The organism is Dactylosporangium sucinum (assembly GCF_014647515.1).
Classification (GTDB): Bacteria; Actinomycetota; Actinomycetes; order Mycobacteriales; family Micromonosporaceae; genus Dactylosporangium; species Dactylosporangium sucinum.
Genome location: NZ_BMPI01000002.1, coordinates 317673 through 334690, shown reverse-complemented (window position 1 = coordinate 334690; position 17018 = coordinate 317673). Strand labels below are relative to the sequence as shown.

Annotated in this window: 15 protein-coding genes and 1 pseudogene; 14 read left to right on the top strand and 2 right to left on the bottom strand. The window is 74.7% G+C overall.

Annotated elements, in window-relative coordinates:
- On the top strand, positions 1–1617 hold a 1617-nt coding region (locus IEZ31_RS56015), incomplete at its 5' end, for a tetratricopeptide repeat protein (RefSeq protein WP_229834004.1).
- Positions 1610–2611, top strand: coding sequence for an HAD-IIA family hydrolase (locus IEZ31_RS02570; RefSeq protein WP_190248032.1), 1002 nt, complete (start codon positions 1610–1612; stop codon positions 2609–2611). The genes IEZ31_RS56015 and IEZ31_RS02570, both read left to right, overlap by 8 nt.
- A 92-nt stretch (positions 2612–2703) precedes the next feature.
- Here the strand turns inward: IEZ31_RS02570 and IEZ31_RS02565 are convergent, their stop codons facing one another.
- Positions 2704–3042, bottom strand: a complete 339-nt coding sequence (locus IEZ31_RS02565) for an SCP2 sterol-binding domain-containing protein (protein ID WP_190248031.1) — start codon at positions 3040–3042, stop codon at positions 2704–2706.
- A 119-nt stretch (positions 3043–3161) separates the two neighbouring features.
- On the opposite strand from IEZ31_RS02565, the gene IEZ31_RS02560 reads away from it, so the two are divergent.
- The 6 genes from IEZ31_RS02560 to IEZ31_RS02530 all read left to right on the top strand — a co-directional run bounded on the left by IEZ31_RS02560 (position 3162) and on the right by IEZ31_RS02530 (position 8599).
- Positions 3162–3827 (top strand): hypothetical protein, encoded by a 666-nt coding sequence (locus IEZ31_RS02560; RefSeq protein WP_229834003.1) that lies wholly within the window; start codon positions 3162–3164, stop codon positions 3825–3827.
- Positions 3824–4021, top strand: a complete 198-nt coding sequence (locus tag IEZ31_RS02550; protein WP_190248029.1) for a hypothetical protein — start codon at positions 3824–3826, stop codon at positions 4019–4021. The genes IEZ31_RS02560 and IEZ31_RS02550 overlap by 4 nt, the downstream gene beginning before the upstream one ends.
- Positions 4022–4037: 16 nt before the next feature.
- Complete coding sequence (locus IEZ31_RS02545) at positions 4038–4829, top strand: TlyA family RNA methyltransferase (protein ID WP_190248028.1); 792 nt, start codon at positions 4038–4040, stop codon at positions 4827–4829.
- Between the two features lie 80 nt (positions 4830–4909).
- On the top strand, positions 4910–5803 hold the full coding sequence (locus IEZ31_RS02540) for an NAD kinase (protein WP_190248027.1): 894 nt from the start codon (positions 4910–4912) through the stop codon (positions 5801–5803).
- Between the two features lie 38 nt (positions 5804–5841).
- A complete protein-coding gene (recN, locus tag IEZ31_RS02535) occupies positions 5842–7599 on the top strand; it encodes a DNA repair protein RecN (RefSeq protein WP_190248026.1) in 1758 nt (585 codons plus the stop codon).
- Between the two features lie 253 nt (positions 7600–7852).
- Complete coding sequence (locus IEZ31_RS02530; RefSeq protein WP_190248025.1) at positions 7853–8599, top strand: DedA family protein; 747 nt, start codon at positions 7853–7855, stop codon at positions 8597–8599.
- 10 nt (positions 8600–8609) lie between these two features.
- On the opposite strand, the gene IEZ31_RS02525 is transcribed toward IEZ31_RS02530, so the two are convergent.
- Positions 8610–8822, bottom strand: coding sequence for a PASTA domain-containing protein (locus IEZ31_RS02525; protein WP_190248024.1), 213 nt, complete (start codon positions 8820–8822; stop codon positions 8610–8612).
- A 195-nt stretch (positions 8823–9017) separates the two neighbouring features.
- On the opposite strand from IEZ31_RS02525, the gene steA reads away from it, so the two are divergent.
- The 6 genes and pseudogenes from steA to IEZ31_RS02495 all read left to right on the top strand — a co-directional run bounded on the left by steA (position 9018) and on the right by IEZ31_RS02495 (position 16942).
- Positions 9018–10190 (top strand): putative cytokinetic ring protein SteA, encoded by a 1173-nt coding sequence (steA, locus tag IEZ31_RS02520; protein WP_190248023.1) that lies wholly within the window; start codon positions 9018–9020, stop codon positions 10188–10190.
- A 25-nt stretch (positions 10191–10215) separates the two neighbouring features.
- On the top strand, positions 10216–11160 hold the full coding sequence (locus IEZ31_RS02515; protein WP_190248022.1) for a copper transporter: 945 nt from the start codon (positions 10216–10218) through the stop codon (positions 11158–11160).
- Positions 11150–11962: pseudogene (locus IEZ31_RS02510) on the top strand (hypothetical protein); the annotation flags it as partial. The gene IEZ31_RS02515 and the pseudogene IEZ31_RS02510, both read left to right, overlap by 11 nt.
- 203 nt (positions 11963–12165) lie before the next feature.
- Complete coding sequence (murJ, locus tag IEZ31_RS02505) at positions 12166–13737, top strand: murein biosynthesis integral membrane protein MurJ (protein ID WP_190248021.1); 1572 nt, start codon at positions 12166–12168, stop codon at positions 13735–13737.
- Positions 13738–13796: 59 nt separating this feature from the next.
- Positions 13797–14828, top strand: coding sequence for a glycosyltransferase family 4 protein (locus tag IEZ31_RS02500; protein ID WP_373294482.1), 1032 nt, complete (start codon positions 13797–13799; stop codon positions 14826–14828).
- Positions 14828–16942: a hypothetical protein gene (locus IEZ31_RS02495; RefSeq protein ID WP_190248019.1), complete on the top strand. Its 2115-nt coding sequence runs from the start codon at positions 14828–14830 to the stop codon at positions 16940–16942. Before IEZ31_RS02500 ends, IEZ31_RS02495 begins: the two co-directional genes overlap by 1 nt.
- The last annotated feature ends 76 nt before the right edge of the window (positions 16943–17018 follow it).

Below are 17018 nucleotides of genomic sequence, written 5' to 3'. Positions count from 1 at the left end.
CGTCCGTCCGGCGGGTACCGGGGTGACCGGGACGGCGGGCCGCGCGGCGACCGGCCGTCCGGCGGGTTCCGGGACCGCGACGGTGCGCCCCGTGGGGACCGTCCAGGAGGCTTCCGGGACCGGGACGGCGGCCGCGCCGGCGGGCTCCGTGGGGAGCGCCCCGGTGGGTACCGGGGCGGGGACCGCCAGGACCGGTTCCGCGACCGGGAGCGGCCGCGCGACGGGCAGTCCGACCGGTTCCGCGACCGGGACTCGGGTGGTCACCCGGGTGACGGGCTGCGGCGGACGGACGCCGGTGGGTACCGGCCGCGGCTGAGTGACCCCGGGTTCGCCGGGGGCGAGGACGTCGAGGGTGCCGTGAGCCGGGTGTCCGACCCGGTGCTGGACGAGGGAATCTCGCCGGCGGAGCTGGACCGCGAGGTGCGGGCGGAGCTGAGCTCGCTCGCCCGGCCGGTCGCCGAGGAGGTGGCGCGACGGCTCGTGGCCGCCGGGCAGCTGCTCGACTCCGACCCGGAGCTGGCGCTCGCCCACGCGCTCGTGGCGCGGCGGAAGGCCTCGCGGGTGGCGGTGGTGCGGGAGGCGGCCGGGCTGGCCGCGTACCACGCCGGGGAGTGGCAGACGGCGCTCGGGGAGTTGCGCACGTACCGGCGGATGACCGGGCGTGAGACGCACATCGCGATCATCGCCGACTGTGAGCGGGCGCTCGGGCGGCCGGAGAAGGCGATCGACATGTTCCGGGAGGCGGACCGCGAGAAGCTGTCCGCCGAGGAGATCGTCGAGCTGCTCATCGTGGCGGCCGGGGCCCGTGGGGACCTCGGGCAGAACGACGCCGCCGTGGCGATGCTGCAGGTGCGCGAGCTGACGTCGGCGCCGGACGCGCCGTGGGCGGCGCGGCTGCGGTACGCGTACGCCGATGCGCTGCTGCGGGCCGGGCGGCGGGAAGAGGCGCGCGAGTGGTTCGCGCGGGCCGCCGACCTCGACGAGGAGCTGCGGACCGACGCGGCCGAGCGGCTGCTCGAGCTCGACGGGATCGTGCTCGACGGCGACACCGACGACGAGTCGGACGAGGACGTCGAGGACGAGTTCCGGGGCCGTGCCGCCGCCGGCGAGGACGACGACGAAGGCGACGAGGACCTCGACGACGAGGACGACGACCGCGACGAGGACGACTACGCGGACGACGAGGACGACGACGAGGACGCGGACGATTACGACGACGAGGACGACTACGACGACGAGGACGAAGACGACCTCGACGACGAAGACGACGACCTCGACGACGATGAGGACGACGATTACGACGACGAGGACGACCTCGACGACGACGAAGACGACCAAGACGACGCCGAGGGTGACGACTTCGACGACGAGCGGGACGGGGACGCCGACGACGAGGACGAGCACCTCGGCGAGGACGCGGACGACGAGGACGAGAAGGACGGCGACGCGGCCGAGCCGGACGACGAGCTCGACGGCGACCACGGTGACGACGCCGACCAGCACGGCGGCAAGGACAGTGGCAAGGACGACAGCAGGGACGACAGCAAGGACGACGGCAGCGGCGCCGGGTCGGTGAGCAAGGACGACGAGCGTGAGGAGCGCGGGCCGCGTGGCTGACGGGCAGGCGGGCGAGGGGGACCTGGTCGGGCACTACGACCTCGTCATCTTCGACCTCGACGGCGTCCTGTACCTGGTCGACCAGGTCATCCCCGGCGCGGCCGAGGCGTCTGCGCGGCTGCGCGAGCGGGGGATCCCCAGCGCGTACGCGACGAACAACGCCTCGCGGCTGCCGCAGGACGTCGCCGCGCTGCTGACCCGGATCGGGATCCCGGCCGAGACCGGCGAGGTGGTGACGTCGGCGCACGCGACGGCGCTGCTGCTCGCCGAGCGGTACCCGGCCGGGACGCCGGTGCTCGTGCTCGGCGCCCCGGCGCTGCGCGACGAGGTGGTCGGGGCCGGGCTCACGCCCGTCACCGAGGCCGGGGAGGCGCGGGTCGTGGTGCAGGGGTACGGGCCGGACGTGCGGATGCGCGACCTCGGCGACGCCTCCGTGGCGATCCGCGGCGGCGCCGACTGGATCGCCACCAACGCCGACAAGACGCTGCCGTCGCCACGGGGGCCGCTGCCCGGCAACGGGTCGCTCGTGGTCGCGCTGGCGACGGCGCTCGGCCGGCAGCCGGACATGATCGTCGGGAAGCCCGACCCGGGGTTGTTCCTGGAGGCCGCCCGCGAGCGCGGCGCCAGCCGGCCGATCGTGGTCGGGGACCGGCTGGACACCGACATCGAGGGCGCGTACCGGGCCGGGATGGACAGCCTGCTCGTGCTGACCGGGGTCTCCGACGCCGCCGAGCTGCTCGCCGCCCCGGTCGAGCGGCGGCCGACGTTCGTCGCCGAGGACCTCGGTGGGCTGTTTGAGCCGGCACATGCGGCACACCCGGGGGAATGGACCGTCAAGGAGCTCGACGGGGCCTGGGAGCTCTCGGGCGACGGGCGGGCCGTGGACGCGCTCACCGCGCTCTGTGCGGTCGCCTGGGCCGCCGGTGCCGTGCGGCCCGTCGTCGGATCCGGGGAGGCCGCCAAGGCCGCCCTGCGTCGCCTGAAGCTCGCGTAGAAGGGCCGGCAGGCACCCGGCGGAGAGGCCCAGCGGCCGCCCGGAAAGGCGGCTGGGGGCGAGGCTCCGGTGCAGCGGCTCGGAGCGCCGGGCTAGAGGAGCTTGCGGAGCTTCAGCAGGTCGAAGACGCCCGCGTCGATCTTGATGCGGCCGCTCGTCCAGGCCGACATGACGTTGAGCTCGCCGTTGACGAGGGCGACCAGGTCGTCGCTCGACGCGGTGAGCTTGATCTTCGCGCGGGGGTCGTCGCCGTCGGTGAGGCCGCTGATCTGGCCGCCCTGCAGCTGGCCGTGGAAGGCGATGTCGAGGTCGGTGACGCGGCAGGCGAGCGACCGGTCGAAGTCGAGCTTCTCGCGCGCCTCGGCGGCGTTGGCCGCGAGCTTTGCCGCGAGCTTCTGCAGCGCCTCGCGGCACTCGTCGACCGTGGCCATCCGATCCCCCGTTCCGTCCACTACGGACGCTGTGACACGTGGAAACCGACGGTACCGTACGCCGCCCCGAACCGCCCGGTAGCGTGAAGGCGGTACACCACTTGGAGGAGAGACGCAATATGGCGCAGGAAGCATGGCGGGCGTACCTGGAACTGGCCTACGGCATGACCGAGGCGACGACGAAGAAGGCCACCAAGACGGTGCGGCGCCTCGTCGGCAAGAGCGGGGCGACGGCGGAGCAGCTCCAGGCGATGGCCGAGGACCTGCTGAAGGCCGGCTCGGCGAACCGTGAGGCGGTGACGAAGCTGGTCCGGTACGAGCTGGACCGGGCGCTCGGGGCGGTCGGCCTGGCCACCGCCGACGAGGTCTCGGCGCTCACGACCCGGGTGCACGAGCTGGAGGCGCAGCTCAAGGCGGCCACGGCCGCTCCGGCGGTGCCGGCGGCGCCCGCCGAGCCGGTCGGAGCCGAGGCGGTCAAGGCGGCTCCCGCGAAGGCTCCCGCGAAGGCTCCCGCCAAGGCTCCCGCGAAGCGGACGGTGGCGAAGAAGACGGCCGCGGAGCCGGTCGGGGCCGAGGCGGTCGCGAAGCGGACCACGGCGAAGAAGGCTGTGGCGCCGGTCACGCCGCCGCCCGCGAAGCGCGTCCCGGTGAAGAAGAGCGCGCCCGCGAAGAAGGTCGCCGCGAAGGCCGCCATCAACCAGATCGCCGAGGCGTCCGAGGCCGGGCCCGCCTCTGACAAGCTGCCGGTGAAGAAGACCACCCGCGCGCGGAAGACGGCGTCGTGACCGCCCCGGTTCCCGGGCCGCCCGTCCCCGGTCCGGTGCCGGGTCCGCCCGGCGCGGCCAGTTTGGGGCGGGTCGAGGCGGCGGTCGAGTCGTTGCGCGAGGTAGCGTCGCTTCCGCTGAAGCAGCAGGTGTCCGTCTACGCCGACGCTCACCGCACGCTCCAGGAGACGCTGGGCACGATCGAGGAACGCTGAGGGAGCTGCAGGCAGGATGGCGCGCCGGACCCGACTCGACGCGGAGCTGGTGCGCCGCGGGCTGGCCCGCTCGCGCGAGCAGGCGGCCGCGCTGATCGCCGAGGGGCGGGTCGAGGTGCGTGGCAACGTGGCGGCCAAGGCCGCCGCACAGGTCGACCCGGCCGACCCGGTGCGGGTGGTGGAGGTCGCCGGCGACGAGTACGTGTCGCGGGGCGGCCACAAGCTCGCCGGGGCGCTCGACGCGTTCGAGAAGCTGCCGGTGCGGGGGCGCCGCTGCCTCGACGCGGGCGCCTCGACCGGCGGGTTCACCGACGTGCTGCTGCGCCGGGGCGCGGGCTCCGTCGTCGCGGTGGACGTCGGCTACGGCCAGATCGCCTGGTCGCTGCGCACCGATCCGCGCGTGACCAACATCGAGCGCACCAACGTGCGCACGCTCACCCCGGACGCGATCGGCGGGCCCTGCGAGCTCACCGTCGCCGACCTGTCGTTCATCTCGCTGCGGCTGGTGCTGCCGGCGCTCGCCGCGTGCACCGCGCCGGACGGCGACCTGGTGCCGATGGTGAAGCCGCAGTTCGAGGTCGGCAAGGAGCGCGTCGGCGACGGCGGCGTGGTCCGCTCGCCCGAGCTGCGCACCGAGGCCGTGCTGGACGTGGCCGCGGCCGCCGCCGGGCTGGGGCTGGGCGTGGCCGGGGTGACGGTGAGCCCGCTGCCCGGGCCGTCGGGCAACGTCGAGTTCTTCCTGTGGCTGCGGCGGGACGCGCCGCCCGTGGACCCGGCGGCGGTGGCTTCCTGTGTGGAGGGTGCGTGAGCGGTCCGGAGCGCAGCGGAGGGGCCGGTCACCAGGGGCTCAGCGAGGAGCTCGGGCGACCGGAGCGAAGCGGAGGTCGAATGAGCGCGCGTGAGGCCCTGCTCGTCACGCATACCGGCAAGGCGAGCAACAACGAGCACGCCCGGGTCGTCGCGGCCGACCTCGTCGACAACGGCTTCACCGTGCGGGTCCTCGCCGAGGAGGCGGCGCAGCTGGAGATTCCGCGTGCGGTGCCGGTGAGTGGTGAGGCTGCCGCGCAGGGGGTCGAGATCGTGTTCGCGCTCGGCGGCGACGGCACCCTGCTGCGCGCGGCGGAGCTGGCCCGGCCCGCGAAGGCGCCGCTGCTCGGGATCAACCTGGGCAAGGTCGGGTTCCTCGCCGAGGCCGAGATCGGCGACGTCGACAAGGCGGTGCGGGAGGTCGTCGAGGGGACGTACACCGTCGACGAGCGGCTCACGATCGACGTCACCGCCGAGCACGACGGGCGGCTCATCGGGAACTCCTGGGCTCTCAACGAGGTCACCGTCGAGAAGGGCGCCCGCGAGAAGATGCTGGAGCTGCTCGTCGAGGTCGACGGGCGGCCGTTGTCGCGGTACGGCTGCGACGGGGTGGTGTGTGCCACGCCGACCGGCTCGACCGCGTACGCGTTCTCGGCCGGCGGCCCCGTCGTGTGGCCCGAGCTGGAGGCCCTGCTGCTCGTGCCGATCAGCGCGCACGCCCTGTTCAGCCGGCCCCTGGTGATCGCGCCGTCGTCGACGATCACGGTCAACGTCGAGCCGTTCACGAGCTTCGCCCTCCTGTCGTGCGACGGACGGCGGGTCATGGATCTCGCGCCCGGATCGACGGTGACGGTACGGCGGGGAGCGTTGCCCGTCCGCGTGGTCCGGCTGCGTGAGCGGGCGTTCACCGACCGGCTCGTGGCGAAGTTCGGTCTCCCGGTCGAGGGTTGGCGGCACAACAAACGGCACGGCTGAGTGGAGAACTGTCGTACCTCGCGGCTAGTGTCTCTGACGTGCTGGAGGAACTCCGCATTACCGGACTGGGCGTGATCGAAGACGCCACGCTGCCCCTCGGGCCGGGCCTGACCGTGATCACAGGTGAGACCGGCGCGGGCAAGACCATGGTCGTGACCAGCCTCAACCTGCTCTTCGGCGGCCGCGCCGACGCGGGGCGGGTGCGCGCCGAGCCGGGCCGGGCCACGGTCGACGGCCGGCTGACCCTGCCCGCGCACGTGCGCGCCGCCGTGCAGAGCAGGGTGTCCGAGGCGGGCGGCGAGGTCGAGGACGACGGCACCCTGCTGATGAGCCGCACGCTGACGGTCGAGGGCCGCTCCCGCGCCCACGTCGGCGGGCGCACGGTGCCGGTCGCGGTCCTGGCCGAGGTCGGCGAGCGGGTGTTCGCCCTGCACGGCCAGTCCGACCAGCTGCGGCTGCTGCGCCCGGCCGAGCAGCGGGGCGCGCTCGACCGCTACGCGGGGCCGGAGCACGAGAAGCTGCTCGGCCGGTTCGCCGAGGTCTACCAGCGGTGGCGGGCCGTCGAGGAGGACCTCGCCGACCGCCGCGCCAACGCCCGGCAGCGTTCGCAGGAGGCCGACCTGCTGCGGCTCGGCCTCGACGAGATCAGCCGCGTCGACCCGCAGCCCGGCGAGGACGAGCTGCTCCGCGAGGAGGCCCAGCGCCTGGAGCACGTCGAGGGGCTGCGCAGCGCGGCCCAGCTCGCGCACGTGGCCCTCGCGGGCACCGGCGAGGGCGACGACGTCACCGACGTGCTGAGCCTGATCTCGACGGCCCGCCGCACCATGGAGGCCCAGGCCGGCGTCGACCGCGTGCTCGGGGAGCTGGCGGCCCGCCTCGACGAGGTGGCGACCCTCGCCGGTGACGTGTCGACCGAGCTGGGCACCTATCTGGCGTCGCTTGACGCCGACCCCGGGCGCCTCCAGGAGGTGTATGAGCGGCGGGCGGCGCTGCGGGCCCTCACGCGGAAGTACGCCGAGGACGTCGACGGGGTCGTCGCCTGGGCCGACAAGGCCCGCACCAAGCTCGCCGAGCTCGACACCTCCGACGAGCTGCTCGAGGAGCTCGACCGGGAGCGGCAGCGGCTCCACGGCGAGGTCGCCGAGCTGGCGACGGTGCTGTCCACCGCGCGCCGCGAGGCCGCCGGCCGCTTCGCCGCCGACGTGACGGTCGAGCTGGCCGGGCTGGCGATGCCGCACGCCCGCATCGAGGTCGTCGTCGTCCCCAAGCCGGCCGGCAACGGCCCGACCGTCCCCACGCCCACCGGCGCCGAGTGCGGCGTCGGCCCGGACGGCGCCGACGACATCGAGCTGCGCCTCCTGCCGCACCCGGGCGCCCCCGCCCAGCCGCTGCAGAAGGGCGCCTCGGGCGGCGAGCTGTCCCGGGTGATGCTCGCGATCGAGGTCGTGTTCGCGGGCGTCGGCGGCCCGCCCACCCTGGTCTTCGACGAGGTCGACGCGGGTGTCGGTGGCACGGCGGCGGTCGAGATCGGCAAGCGGCTGGCCCGGCTGGCCCGCGACCACCAGGTGCTCGTGGTGACGCACCTGCCGCAGGTGGCCGCCTTCGCCGACCGGCATCTGGTCGTGGCGAAGGACACCGGGGGCGCGGTCACGACGAGCGGGGTGCGGGTCGTGGAGCACACGGATCGGGCTCGGGAGCTGGCGCGGATGCTGGCCGGGTTGCCGGATTCGGATCTGGGGATCGCGCACGCCGAGGAGCTGCTGTCGGTGGCGGATCGGGAGAAGGCGTCGCACTAGTCCGGGCGGCCTCCCTCCGGCCCTGGGGGAGGGGTGTGCCCGCCGCAGGGTGTCCCGTGGGGTGAGGTCCGCAGCGGACCTGCTGCCCGTCGGGGGTTCGGGTGCGCCGGTGACGGGGTGCGACACTCGGCTGGGCCGTCGTGGCATCGGAGTAGGTCGAGGCGGGTGGCGTCCGGGTTCCGCGGGCGAGTTGACCTCGTGCGGTCAACAATGAGCCGCTTGGTGTTCGTCTCGTCGCCGTAGGTTGCGCGCTGTGGTGGACACCGTCGCGGCCTCGCCCTGGATCATCGTGATCGTGTTCGTGGTGGCCGGCCTCGACGCCATCGTGCCGTTGTCGCCCAGCGAGTCCACGTTGATCGCTGTCGCTGTTGCCTCCGCCGAGACCGGGCATCCCGCCATCGCGCTCGTCATCGCGGCCGCCGCCAGTGGGGCTTTTGTCGGGGATGTCGTTTCGTACCGGATCGGGGTCCGGGCCGGGGCCGGGGTGCTGCGGCGGCTGCAGGGGAAGTCCCGAGGGCTGGCCGCGTACTCCTGGGCTCGCCGCACCCTCGCCAGCCGGGGTGGGCAGGTGCTCGTCTTCGCGCGGTACCTGCCCGGTGGGCGGTCGGCCTCGGCCCTTGCCGCCGGAGTCGTCGGCTATCCGCCGCTGCGCTTCCAGGCCTGGACGGCGGTCGGGGTGAGCGTCTGGGCGACGATGGCCGGACTCATCGGGTACGCCTGCGGGCTCTTCTTCCAGGGCCGGCCGTGGAAGGCGTTGCTGCTCGCGTACGCCGGGGCGGCCCTGCTGCTCGGGTTCGCCGAGCTCGTCCGGCGGTGGACGCCGCCGCCACCGGCCGAGCTCGCCGAGGCGCCGGCCAGCCCCGCCGCGGAGGAGGGCGCGGTCGTGGGTGAAGGCGCGGTGCTGGGTGACGGCGCGGTCGTGGGGGACGGCGCGGTCGTGGGAGAGAGTGCGGTCGTGGAGCGGTCGGATCGTGCCGCGACCGAGCCGGACGGTGCGTAGCCCGGGCGGGTCACCCGACGAGGAGGTTCACCCGGGTTCCCACCGGGGCCACCGTCAGGGCGAGCGTCGACTGCTCGCGGACCGTGGGGCGGGTGGAGGCGCCGACCTCGCGGATCACGCCCAGCTCCAGGCCCGCGGCGCGCAGGGCGGCCGCGGCCTCGGTCGGGGTCTGGCCGGCCAGGTTGGGCACGCGGGTCAAGCGGATCGACGACAAGGTCTCCATCTGGCGCTCCTCACGGTGGTCCCTCTGCAGACTTGAGGGGGCGGGGAGCGTCGTAAATACGCACGCCGAGTGTCGGCTGCTTGACACTACCGGGACGTGACGGGCGTCACGTCCAACCCCTGAAGAGGGCGTTCCACCTGGTCGTGAACATGTCGCGCGCGGCTTTCCGGAAGGGTCCATGCCAGGATGGATGCGATGCGACTACCAACTCTACGCCGCACCCGGCCCGCCGAGCCGGGTGTCATCGGTGGCGTTGTGCGGCTGGATCGGCGGACGAAGCGCCTGGTGGGTCGCCTGCGCCCGGGTGACATCGCGGTCATCGACCACGTCGACCTGGACCGGGTCGCGGCCGACTCTCTCGTGGCGGCCGGGGTGGCGGCGGTGCTGAACGCGAAGCCGTCGGTCTCCGGCCGCTATCCCAACCTGGGGCCCGAGGGGCTGGTCAAGGCCGGCATCCCGCTCGTCGACGGCCTGGGCGAGGAGCTGTTCGAGCGGCTGCGCGAGGGCGACGTGGTCCGCGTCGAGGGTGACACCGTCTACGTGGGCGAGGACGCCGTCGCCAAGGGGGTGCGGCAGGACGCCGACTCCGTGGCCGAGGCGATGGCCGACGCGCGCGAGGGGCTGTCGGTGCAGCTCGAGGCGTTCGCCGCGAACACGATGGAGTATCTCAAGCAGGAGCGCGCCCTGCTGCTCGACGGCGTCGGCGTGCCCGAGGTGCAGACCGAGATCGCCGGGCGGCACTGCCTGATCGTCGTGCGTGGCTACGACTACAAGGCCGACATCGACGTGCTGCGGCCCTACATCCGGGAGTACAAGCCGGTCCTCATCGGCGTCGACGGCGGCGCGGACGCGCTGGTCGAGGCCGGGTACACGCCCGACATGATCATCGGCGACATGGACTCGGTGAGCGACGACGTGCTGCGCTGCGGCGCGGAGGTCGTCGTGCACGCGTACCCCGACGGGCGCGCGCCCGGCCTCGCCCGCGTGCAGCGGCTCGGGGTCGAGGCGATCACCTTCCCGGCCGCCGCGACCAGCGAGGACATCGCGATGCTGCTGGCCGACGAGAAGGGCGCGTCGCTCCTGGTGGCGGTCGGCACCCACAACACCCTCATCGAGTTCCTCGACAAGGGCCGCGGCGGCATGGCCTCGACCTTCCTGACCCGGCTGAAGCTCGGTGGCAAACTGGTCGATGCCAAGGGTGTCTCCCGGCTGTACCGGCAGAGCCTCTCCGGCTCGTCGCTGATCCTGCTGCTCGCATCGGCAATCGCCGCGATGGCCGCCGCGCTGGCCGTCACCACGATCGGGCGGGCCTACCTCAGCGTCATCGCCGAGTGGTGGGACAACCTGATCTTCACGCTGTTCTCGTAGTGGGCGACTAGACAGGCGATTTGTTGTGATCAACTTCCGGTACCACGTGGTGTCGCTGGCCGCCGTCTTCCTGGCGCTCGCCATCGGCCTCGTCGTGGGGACCGCGGCGGCCAACGGGCCGCTCGCCGAGAACCTCAACGACCAGGTCAACAAGATCACCGACGAGAAGCAGCAGCTGCGGGACGACCTGGAGCAGTCGCGGGCGGAGCTGAAGAAGAACGCCGACTTCGCGACCGAGGTCGCCCCGATGCTGCTCAACGGCAAGCTGACCAACCGCAACGTGCTCCTGGTCAAGTTCGACGGCAGCGACGACGACGTCGACGCGGCCACCGAGGGCATCGCCAACACGCTCGAGACGGCCGGCGCGAAGCTCACCGGCACGCTCACCATCAAGGAGAAGTTCACCGCCGCCACCAGCAGCGACTTTCTGCTCGACCTGGCCGACTCGTCGGCGCCGCCGGCCGTGAGCGGCGCGCTGCCCGCCGAGTCCAACGGCGTCGACACCTCGGCCGCGCTGCTCGCCGCGGTGCTCGTCGGCAAGTCCGGCGCGGCGCAGGTCGAGGGCACGCGCACGGTGCTCAGCAGCTACGAGAGGAACGGCTTCATCGGCCTGCAGGGCGACTTCAAGACCCCCGCGGAGGCGGTGATCGTGGTCGCCGGGGCGCCCGCCAGCGGCAAGGACGCCAAGGAGCGCAACGCCGCCGCGCTGACCATCGCCAGCCGGTTCGACCTGGCCGGGCGGGTCGTGGTCGCCGGGCTCTCCGCCAACGGCCTGGTGTCGGCGGTCCGAGGTGACGCCTCGATCGCCAAGTCGGTGTCCACGGTCGACAACGCGGTGACGGCGTACGGGCAGGTCGCCGCGGTCATGGCGGTGGTCGAACGGCTGGGCGGCAAGACCGGCCACTACGGCATCGGCGACGGCGCGACCAGCCTGCTACCGAAGACGGTGAGCGCGGCCAATGGTTCGTAGGCTGCTCCGCCTGCTGGCCGGTCCGGTCGGCGGCACCGTCGCCCGCGCCTCCGTGCGCGCCCTGGCCGGCAACCCGGCGCTCGACCGCACCAACTTCCGCGGCCGCACCGTCTCCCTCGCGGGCGGCCCGGCCCTGGCCCTGGGCGCCACCGCGGGCGCCGTCGTCGGCGCGGCCACGGGTCGGAAGGCGGGCGGCCGGGTGGTTGCCGCGACCGCGGTGGCGGGCCTCGGCGCCGGTGCGGTCGGGTTCTACGACGACCTGGTCGGCGGGCGGCCCGAGCACGCCGCCAAGGGCTTCCGCGGCCACGTCGGCGCGCTGCGCGAGGGCCGGGTCACCAGCGGCCTGGTCAAGATCGCCGGGGTCGGCGCCGCCGGCCTGGTCGCGGCCGCGCTGCTGCCCCGCAAGCGGGCGGTCGACGTGCTGCTCGGCGCCGGGGTCATCGCCGGCGCCGCGAACCTGTTCAACCTGCTCGACCTGCGCCCCGGCCGGGCCGTGAAGGCGGGCCTGATCGTCGGCGCGCCCCTGGCGGGCAGCGGCATCGCGGCCGGCACGCTCGGCGCCGCGAGCGCGCTGCTGCCGGCCGACCTCGACGAGGAGATCATGCTCGGCGACGCCGGGGCCAACGCGCTCGGCGCGCTGCTCGGCACCGCGTACGCCGCCCGCACCGGGACCTTCGGCCGCGCCGCCGCGCTCGCCGGGATCGTCGCCCTGACCGCGGCGAGCGAGAAGGTGAGCTTCACCAAGGTCATCGAGCGCAACGCCCTGCTGCACCGCATCGACCAGTGGGGCCGCCGTCCGGCCGGCGCCCCCGTGGACGCGGCCGACGAGGCCGGCGAGCGGGCGGAGGAGGCGCTCTGGGAGGTGCGGGCCGACCGCCAGGCGCGGGAGGCGCTGGGCGGCATGGACGACCGCCAGGCGCGGGAAGCACTGTGGGAGGTCGAGGCGGACGACCCGGGGACCGACGAACGAGACGGGCGGCGCAGGCCGCGGCCGTATCCGCGCGGGTGACGCCGAAGCGGCTGTTCGGCGCGGCGGTCCTCGTCGCGGGCCTCACCGTTCTGAGCCGCCTTGCCGGATTTGCCCGCATTCTCGTCTTCAACTGGTCCGTCGGCCCCACGTACCTCGGCAACGCCTACCAGGCCGCCAACACGATCCCCAACATCATCTTCGAGCTGGTCGCCGGCGGCGCCCTCGCCAGCCTCGTCGTCCCCCTGCTCGCCGGCCCGGCGGCCAAGGACGACCGCGAGACCGTCGGCCGGACCGTGTCCGCCCTGCTCACCTGGGTCGTCCTGCTGCTCACCCCGATCGCGCTGATCACGGCGCTCGCCGCCCGGCCGCTCGTCGGCCTGCTCACCGACGGCCAGCCGGCCGAGGTCGTCGACGCGGGCACCGGCATGCTGCGGGTCTTCGCGCCCCAGCTGCCGTTGTACGGCGTCGGCATCGTCCTGGCGGGCGCGCTCCAGACGTACCGCCGCTTCGCCTGGCCCGTCATCGCCCCGCTGCTGTCGAGCCTCACCGTGATGACCGTCTATGTGGCCTTCGGTCTGCTCGCCGGCCGTGGCACGGATCTCGGCCGGGTCAGCGGCGGGCACCTCCTGCTGCTGTCGGGCGGCACCACCCTCGCCGTCGCCGTCCTCTCGCTGTGCCTGGTCGTCCCGATGAGCCGCCTCGGGCTGCGGGTCCGGCCGTCGACCCGGCTGCCGGTCGAGACGGTCCGGACGCTGCGCCCGCTCGCCGTCGCCGGCATCGTCACCGTCGGCACCCAGCAGCTCGTGCTGGGCCTGGCCATCCGCCTCGCCAGCTACGCCGGGGAGGGGGCGATCGTCGTGTACAGCCTGGCGCAGACGATCTTCCTGCTGCCCTGGGCGGTGCTTGCCGTGCCGGTGGCGACCACGACCTACCCGGCGCTCGCCGAGCACGGCGCCAGGCAGGACCGCGCGGGGTTCGCGCGGGTCCTCGCCCCGGCCGTGCGCACCGTCGTGCTGCTCACCACGCTCGGCGCCGCCGGGCTGATCGTGCTGGCCCGGCCGATCGCGGTGCTGCTCGCCGCCACGGCTTCCCACCCGCCCGCCATCGGGCCGCTGGCGGGGGCGATCGCCTGGTTCGCGCCCGGCCTGCTCGGCTACGGGCTGTTCGCGCTGCTGTCCCGCGCCCTGTACGCGGGGGCCAACGCGTACCCGGCCGCGGCGGCGACCGCGCTCGGCTGGGCCGCGGTCGCCGGCGCCGCGCTGCTGCTCGCGGTCGTCCTGCCGGTCGCCGACCGGGTGCCGGCGCTCGCCGCGGCGAACTCGGCCGGCATGGTCGTGCTCGGGGCGGCGCTGCTGTTCGCGATCCTCGGCAGGGCGGGCGCGGCGGCGTTAGCCGGCACCCTCCGTACCCTCGCCGCATCCGTCGCGTCGGGAACCGTCGCGGTCGTCGCCGGGCTCGCCGCCCGTGGCGCGATCAGCACCCCCGGTGCGGGTGGAGCCGTTGCGCAGGGCATGCTGTGCGGAGTCGTGGTGGTGGTGGTCTTCCTCGCCGGGGTGGCGGTCGCCGACCGCCCGGCCTTGCGGCGAATCGTCAAGAGAAAGGGCTGAGCGTGCGCATCGCGTTCGTGCTGGCCTCGACCACGGGCGGCACCGGACGGCACGTCGGCATGCTGGTCGACGGCCTGGTGGCGCACGGCGCGCAAGTCAGCGTGCACGGGCCGGCGGCGACCGACCAGCAGTTCCGCTACGCCGAGCGCGGCGCCGTGTTCGTGCCGGTCGAGATCCCGCCCAACCCGCAGCCGGGCGACGTCCTGGCCGTGCGCACGCTGCGGCGCTCGCTGAAGGGCGTCGACGTCATCCACGCGCACAGCCTCCGGGCCGGCCTGGTCGCCGCGCTCGCCCGCCCGGCCGGCGTGCCGCTCGTCGTCACCTGGCACAACCTGGTGCTGGCCCAGGGCCTGCGGGCCCGGCTGTACCACCCGCTGGAGCGCCGGGTCGCCCGGGCCGCCGACGTCACGCTCGGCGTCTCCACCGACCTCGTCGAGCGGGCCCGGGAGCTCGGCGCGCGGGACGTCCGCCTGGCCAAGGTGCCGGCGCCGGTCCTGCGCCCGCCCGCCCGCGGCAAGGACGCCGTCCGCGAGGAGCTGGGCGTCGAGCCGGGGCAGCCGCTCGTCTTCGCCGCCGGCCGCCTGCACCCGCAGAAGGGCTTCGAGACGCTCGTCGCCGCGGCCGCCCGCTGGCGCGACCGCGACCCGCAGCCCTACGTGGCCATCGCCGGCAGCGGCCCCTCCTACATGCCGCTCGCCCAGCGCATCTCCGTCGAGCACGCGCCGGTGCACCTGCTCGGGTACCGCGACGACGTGCCCGACCTGCTCGGCGCGGCCGACCTCGTCGTGGCGACCAGCGTGTGGGAGGGCCAGCCGCTGTTCGTGCAGGAGACGATGGCGGCCGGTGTACCGCTGGTGTCGACCGCCGTCGGCGGCGTGCCCGAGCTCGTCGGCTCGGCCGCCCGGCTGGTGGCGGTGCACGACGTCGACGGGATCGCCGGCGCGGTCGCCGAGCTGCTCGACGACCCGGGCGCCCGCGAGGAACTGGGCCGCAAGGGCCTCGCCCAGGCCGCCACCTGGCCGACCGCCGAGGACACCGTGGAGCAGGTCGAGGCGGTGTACGCGCAACTGCGCACCCGCGGGGAGGGCTGATGCGGCACCGGCTGCATCGCTTCACCCCGGCCCTGCTCGCGCTGCTCGTCGGACTGCTCGGCATCGTCGCGCTCATCCCGCGCCCGGCCGCCGACCCGGTCGCCCCGGCGGCCGACTACGTGATCGTCGTCGGGGTCGCCGGGCTGCGCTGGGACGACGTGAACCCCGACGACACCCCGACCATGTGGCAGCTCGCCCAGGCCGGCTCGATCGGCGCGCTGTCGGTCCGCTCGGCCCGGCGGGTCACCTGCGCCGGCGACGGCTGGCTGACCCTCGGCGCCGGCAACTTCGCGATCTACACCGCCGGCGCGGTCACCCCGACCTGCCCGCCGCTCAGCGTCGCGATCGAGCCGGACGCGCCGGACAAGCCCGGCGCCTTGCTGCCCGACCAGGCCGACGTCGTCGCGCGCAACCGCAACCTGCACTGGGGCGCCCGGCCCGGCGCGCTCGCCGAGGGCGTGCGGTGCACCACGGCGATCGGCCCGGGCGCCGCGGTCGCCGCCGCCCGGCCCTACGGGCGGGTCGACCGGTACGCCGACGGCGTCGACGAGGGCCTGCTGTCCGCCTGCGCGCTCACCCTGGTCGACGCCGGGCAGATCGACGGCGGCGGCGCCGCGGACCGGGCCGGCGACGCCCGGCGGGCCGACGCGGTGCTGGCGAGCGTCATGGCCGGTCGGCCGGAGCGGGCCGTCGTCGTGCTCGCCGGCCTGTCCGACCTCGACGCCACCGGTCGGCTGCACGTCGCCATCGCCCAGGGGCCCGGGTACACCGGCGGCTGGCTGACCTCGCCGTCGACGTCGCGCCCCGGCTACGTGCAGGTCGTCGACCTGGCCCCGACCGCACTCTCGGCGCTGGACCGGCCGATCCCCGGCAAGCTGTTCGCCGGCGGGGCCGCGTCGATGACCGCCGGCCGGCCGGCCGACCTGGCCGCGGCCGTCGACGACCTGGCCGACGCCGACCGCGAGGCGAGCATCCAGCGGCGGGTCGGCTCGAACTTCTTCACCGGCCTCGTGATCGCCGAGCTGCTGATCTTCCTGGCCGCGGTACCGCTGCTGCGCCGGGCGAGAAGGCCCGGCGGACCGCAGTCGTACACCCCGACGCCCAAGTGGCTGCAGCGCTGCGCCGAGGTGCTGCTGCTCGCCGCCTCCCTGGCTGTGCCGGCCGCGCTCGTCGCCGACCTGCTGCCCTGGTGGCGGTGGTCGTGGCCGGGCCTCATGTTCGGCGGCGTGACCCTCGGGGTGCTCGCCGTGGCCACCTTCGTCCTCGCCTACATCACCGCGCGCAGCCGGGCCATCGCGCCCCTCGGCGGGGTGGCCACGATCGCCGCCCTCGCCGTCGCGTTCGACGTGCTCACCGGCTCCCGGCTGCAGCTCAACGGGGTGGCCGGCTACTCGGCCGTGGTCGGCGGCCGGTACGCGGGCGTCGGCGTCATCGGCCTCGGCCTGCTCGTCACCGGCGTGCTGCTCGGCGGAGCCGCCCTCGCCCAGCGCTTCGAGCGGCGCTGGCGGCCGTTCGTGATCGCCGTCGTCGGGGCCGTCGGCATGGTGGTCATCGGCAGCCCGTACCTCGGCGCCGACGCGTCCGGCGCGGTCGCCCTCACCGCCGGGGTCTGCGTCGCCGCGGCGATGGCCGTGGGCGGCTGGCTGACCATCACCCGGCTGCTCTGGGCGCTCGCGGCGGCGCTCGTCGTCACCACCGGGTTCGCGGTGCTCGACCTGTTCCGCCCGGAGGAGCAGCGCAGCAGCGTCGGCCGGCTGCTCGTGTGGACCCAGGACGGCACGGCCGGGTTCATCGCCCGGCGCATCGGCGAGGCGAACGTCGTCACCACGGTCACCAGCCCGCTGACCGTGCTGGTGCTCGGCTCGCTGGTGTACGCCACCTTCGTCCTGATCCGCGACTGGGGCGGCCTGCGCCGGCTGCTCGGCGTCTTTCCACCCGTCCGGGGGGCGCTGGCGGGGCTCGTGGTGGCGTCCCTGCTGGCCGGCCTGGTCGAGGGCGTGTCGTTCAACGTCCTCGGCGCGGCCCTCGCGACGGCACTACCGCTGGTCGTGCTCGCGTGCCTGCGCGTCCTGGACCACGCCGACGACCGTTCCAGTGAGTGGTCCGGAGCGTAGCGGAGGAGCCGCTCGCCATGGGCTCAGCTTCTTGCACCTCCGCCGTAGCGAAGCGGAGGTAGAGATGTGACGAGAG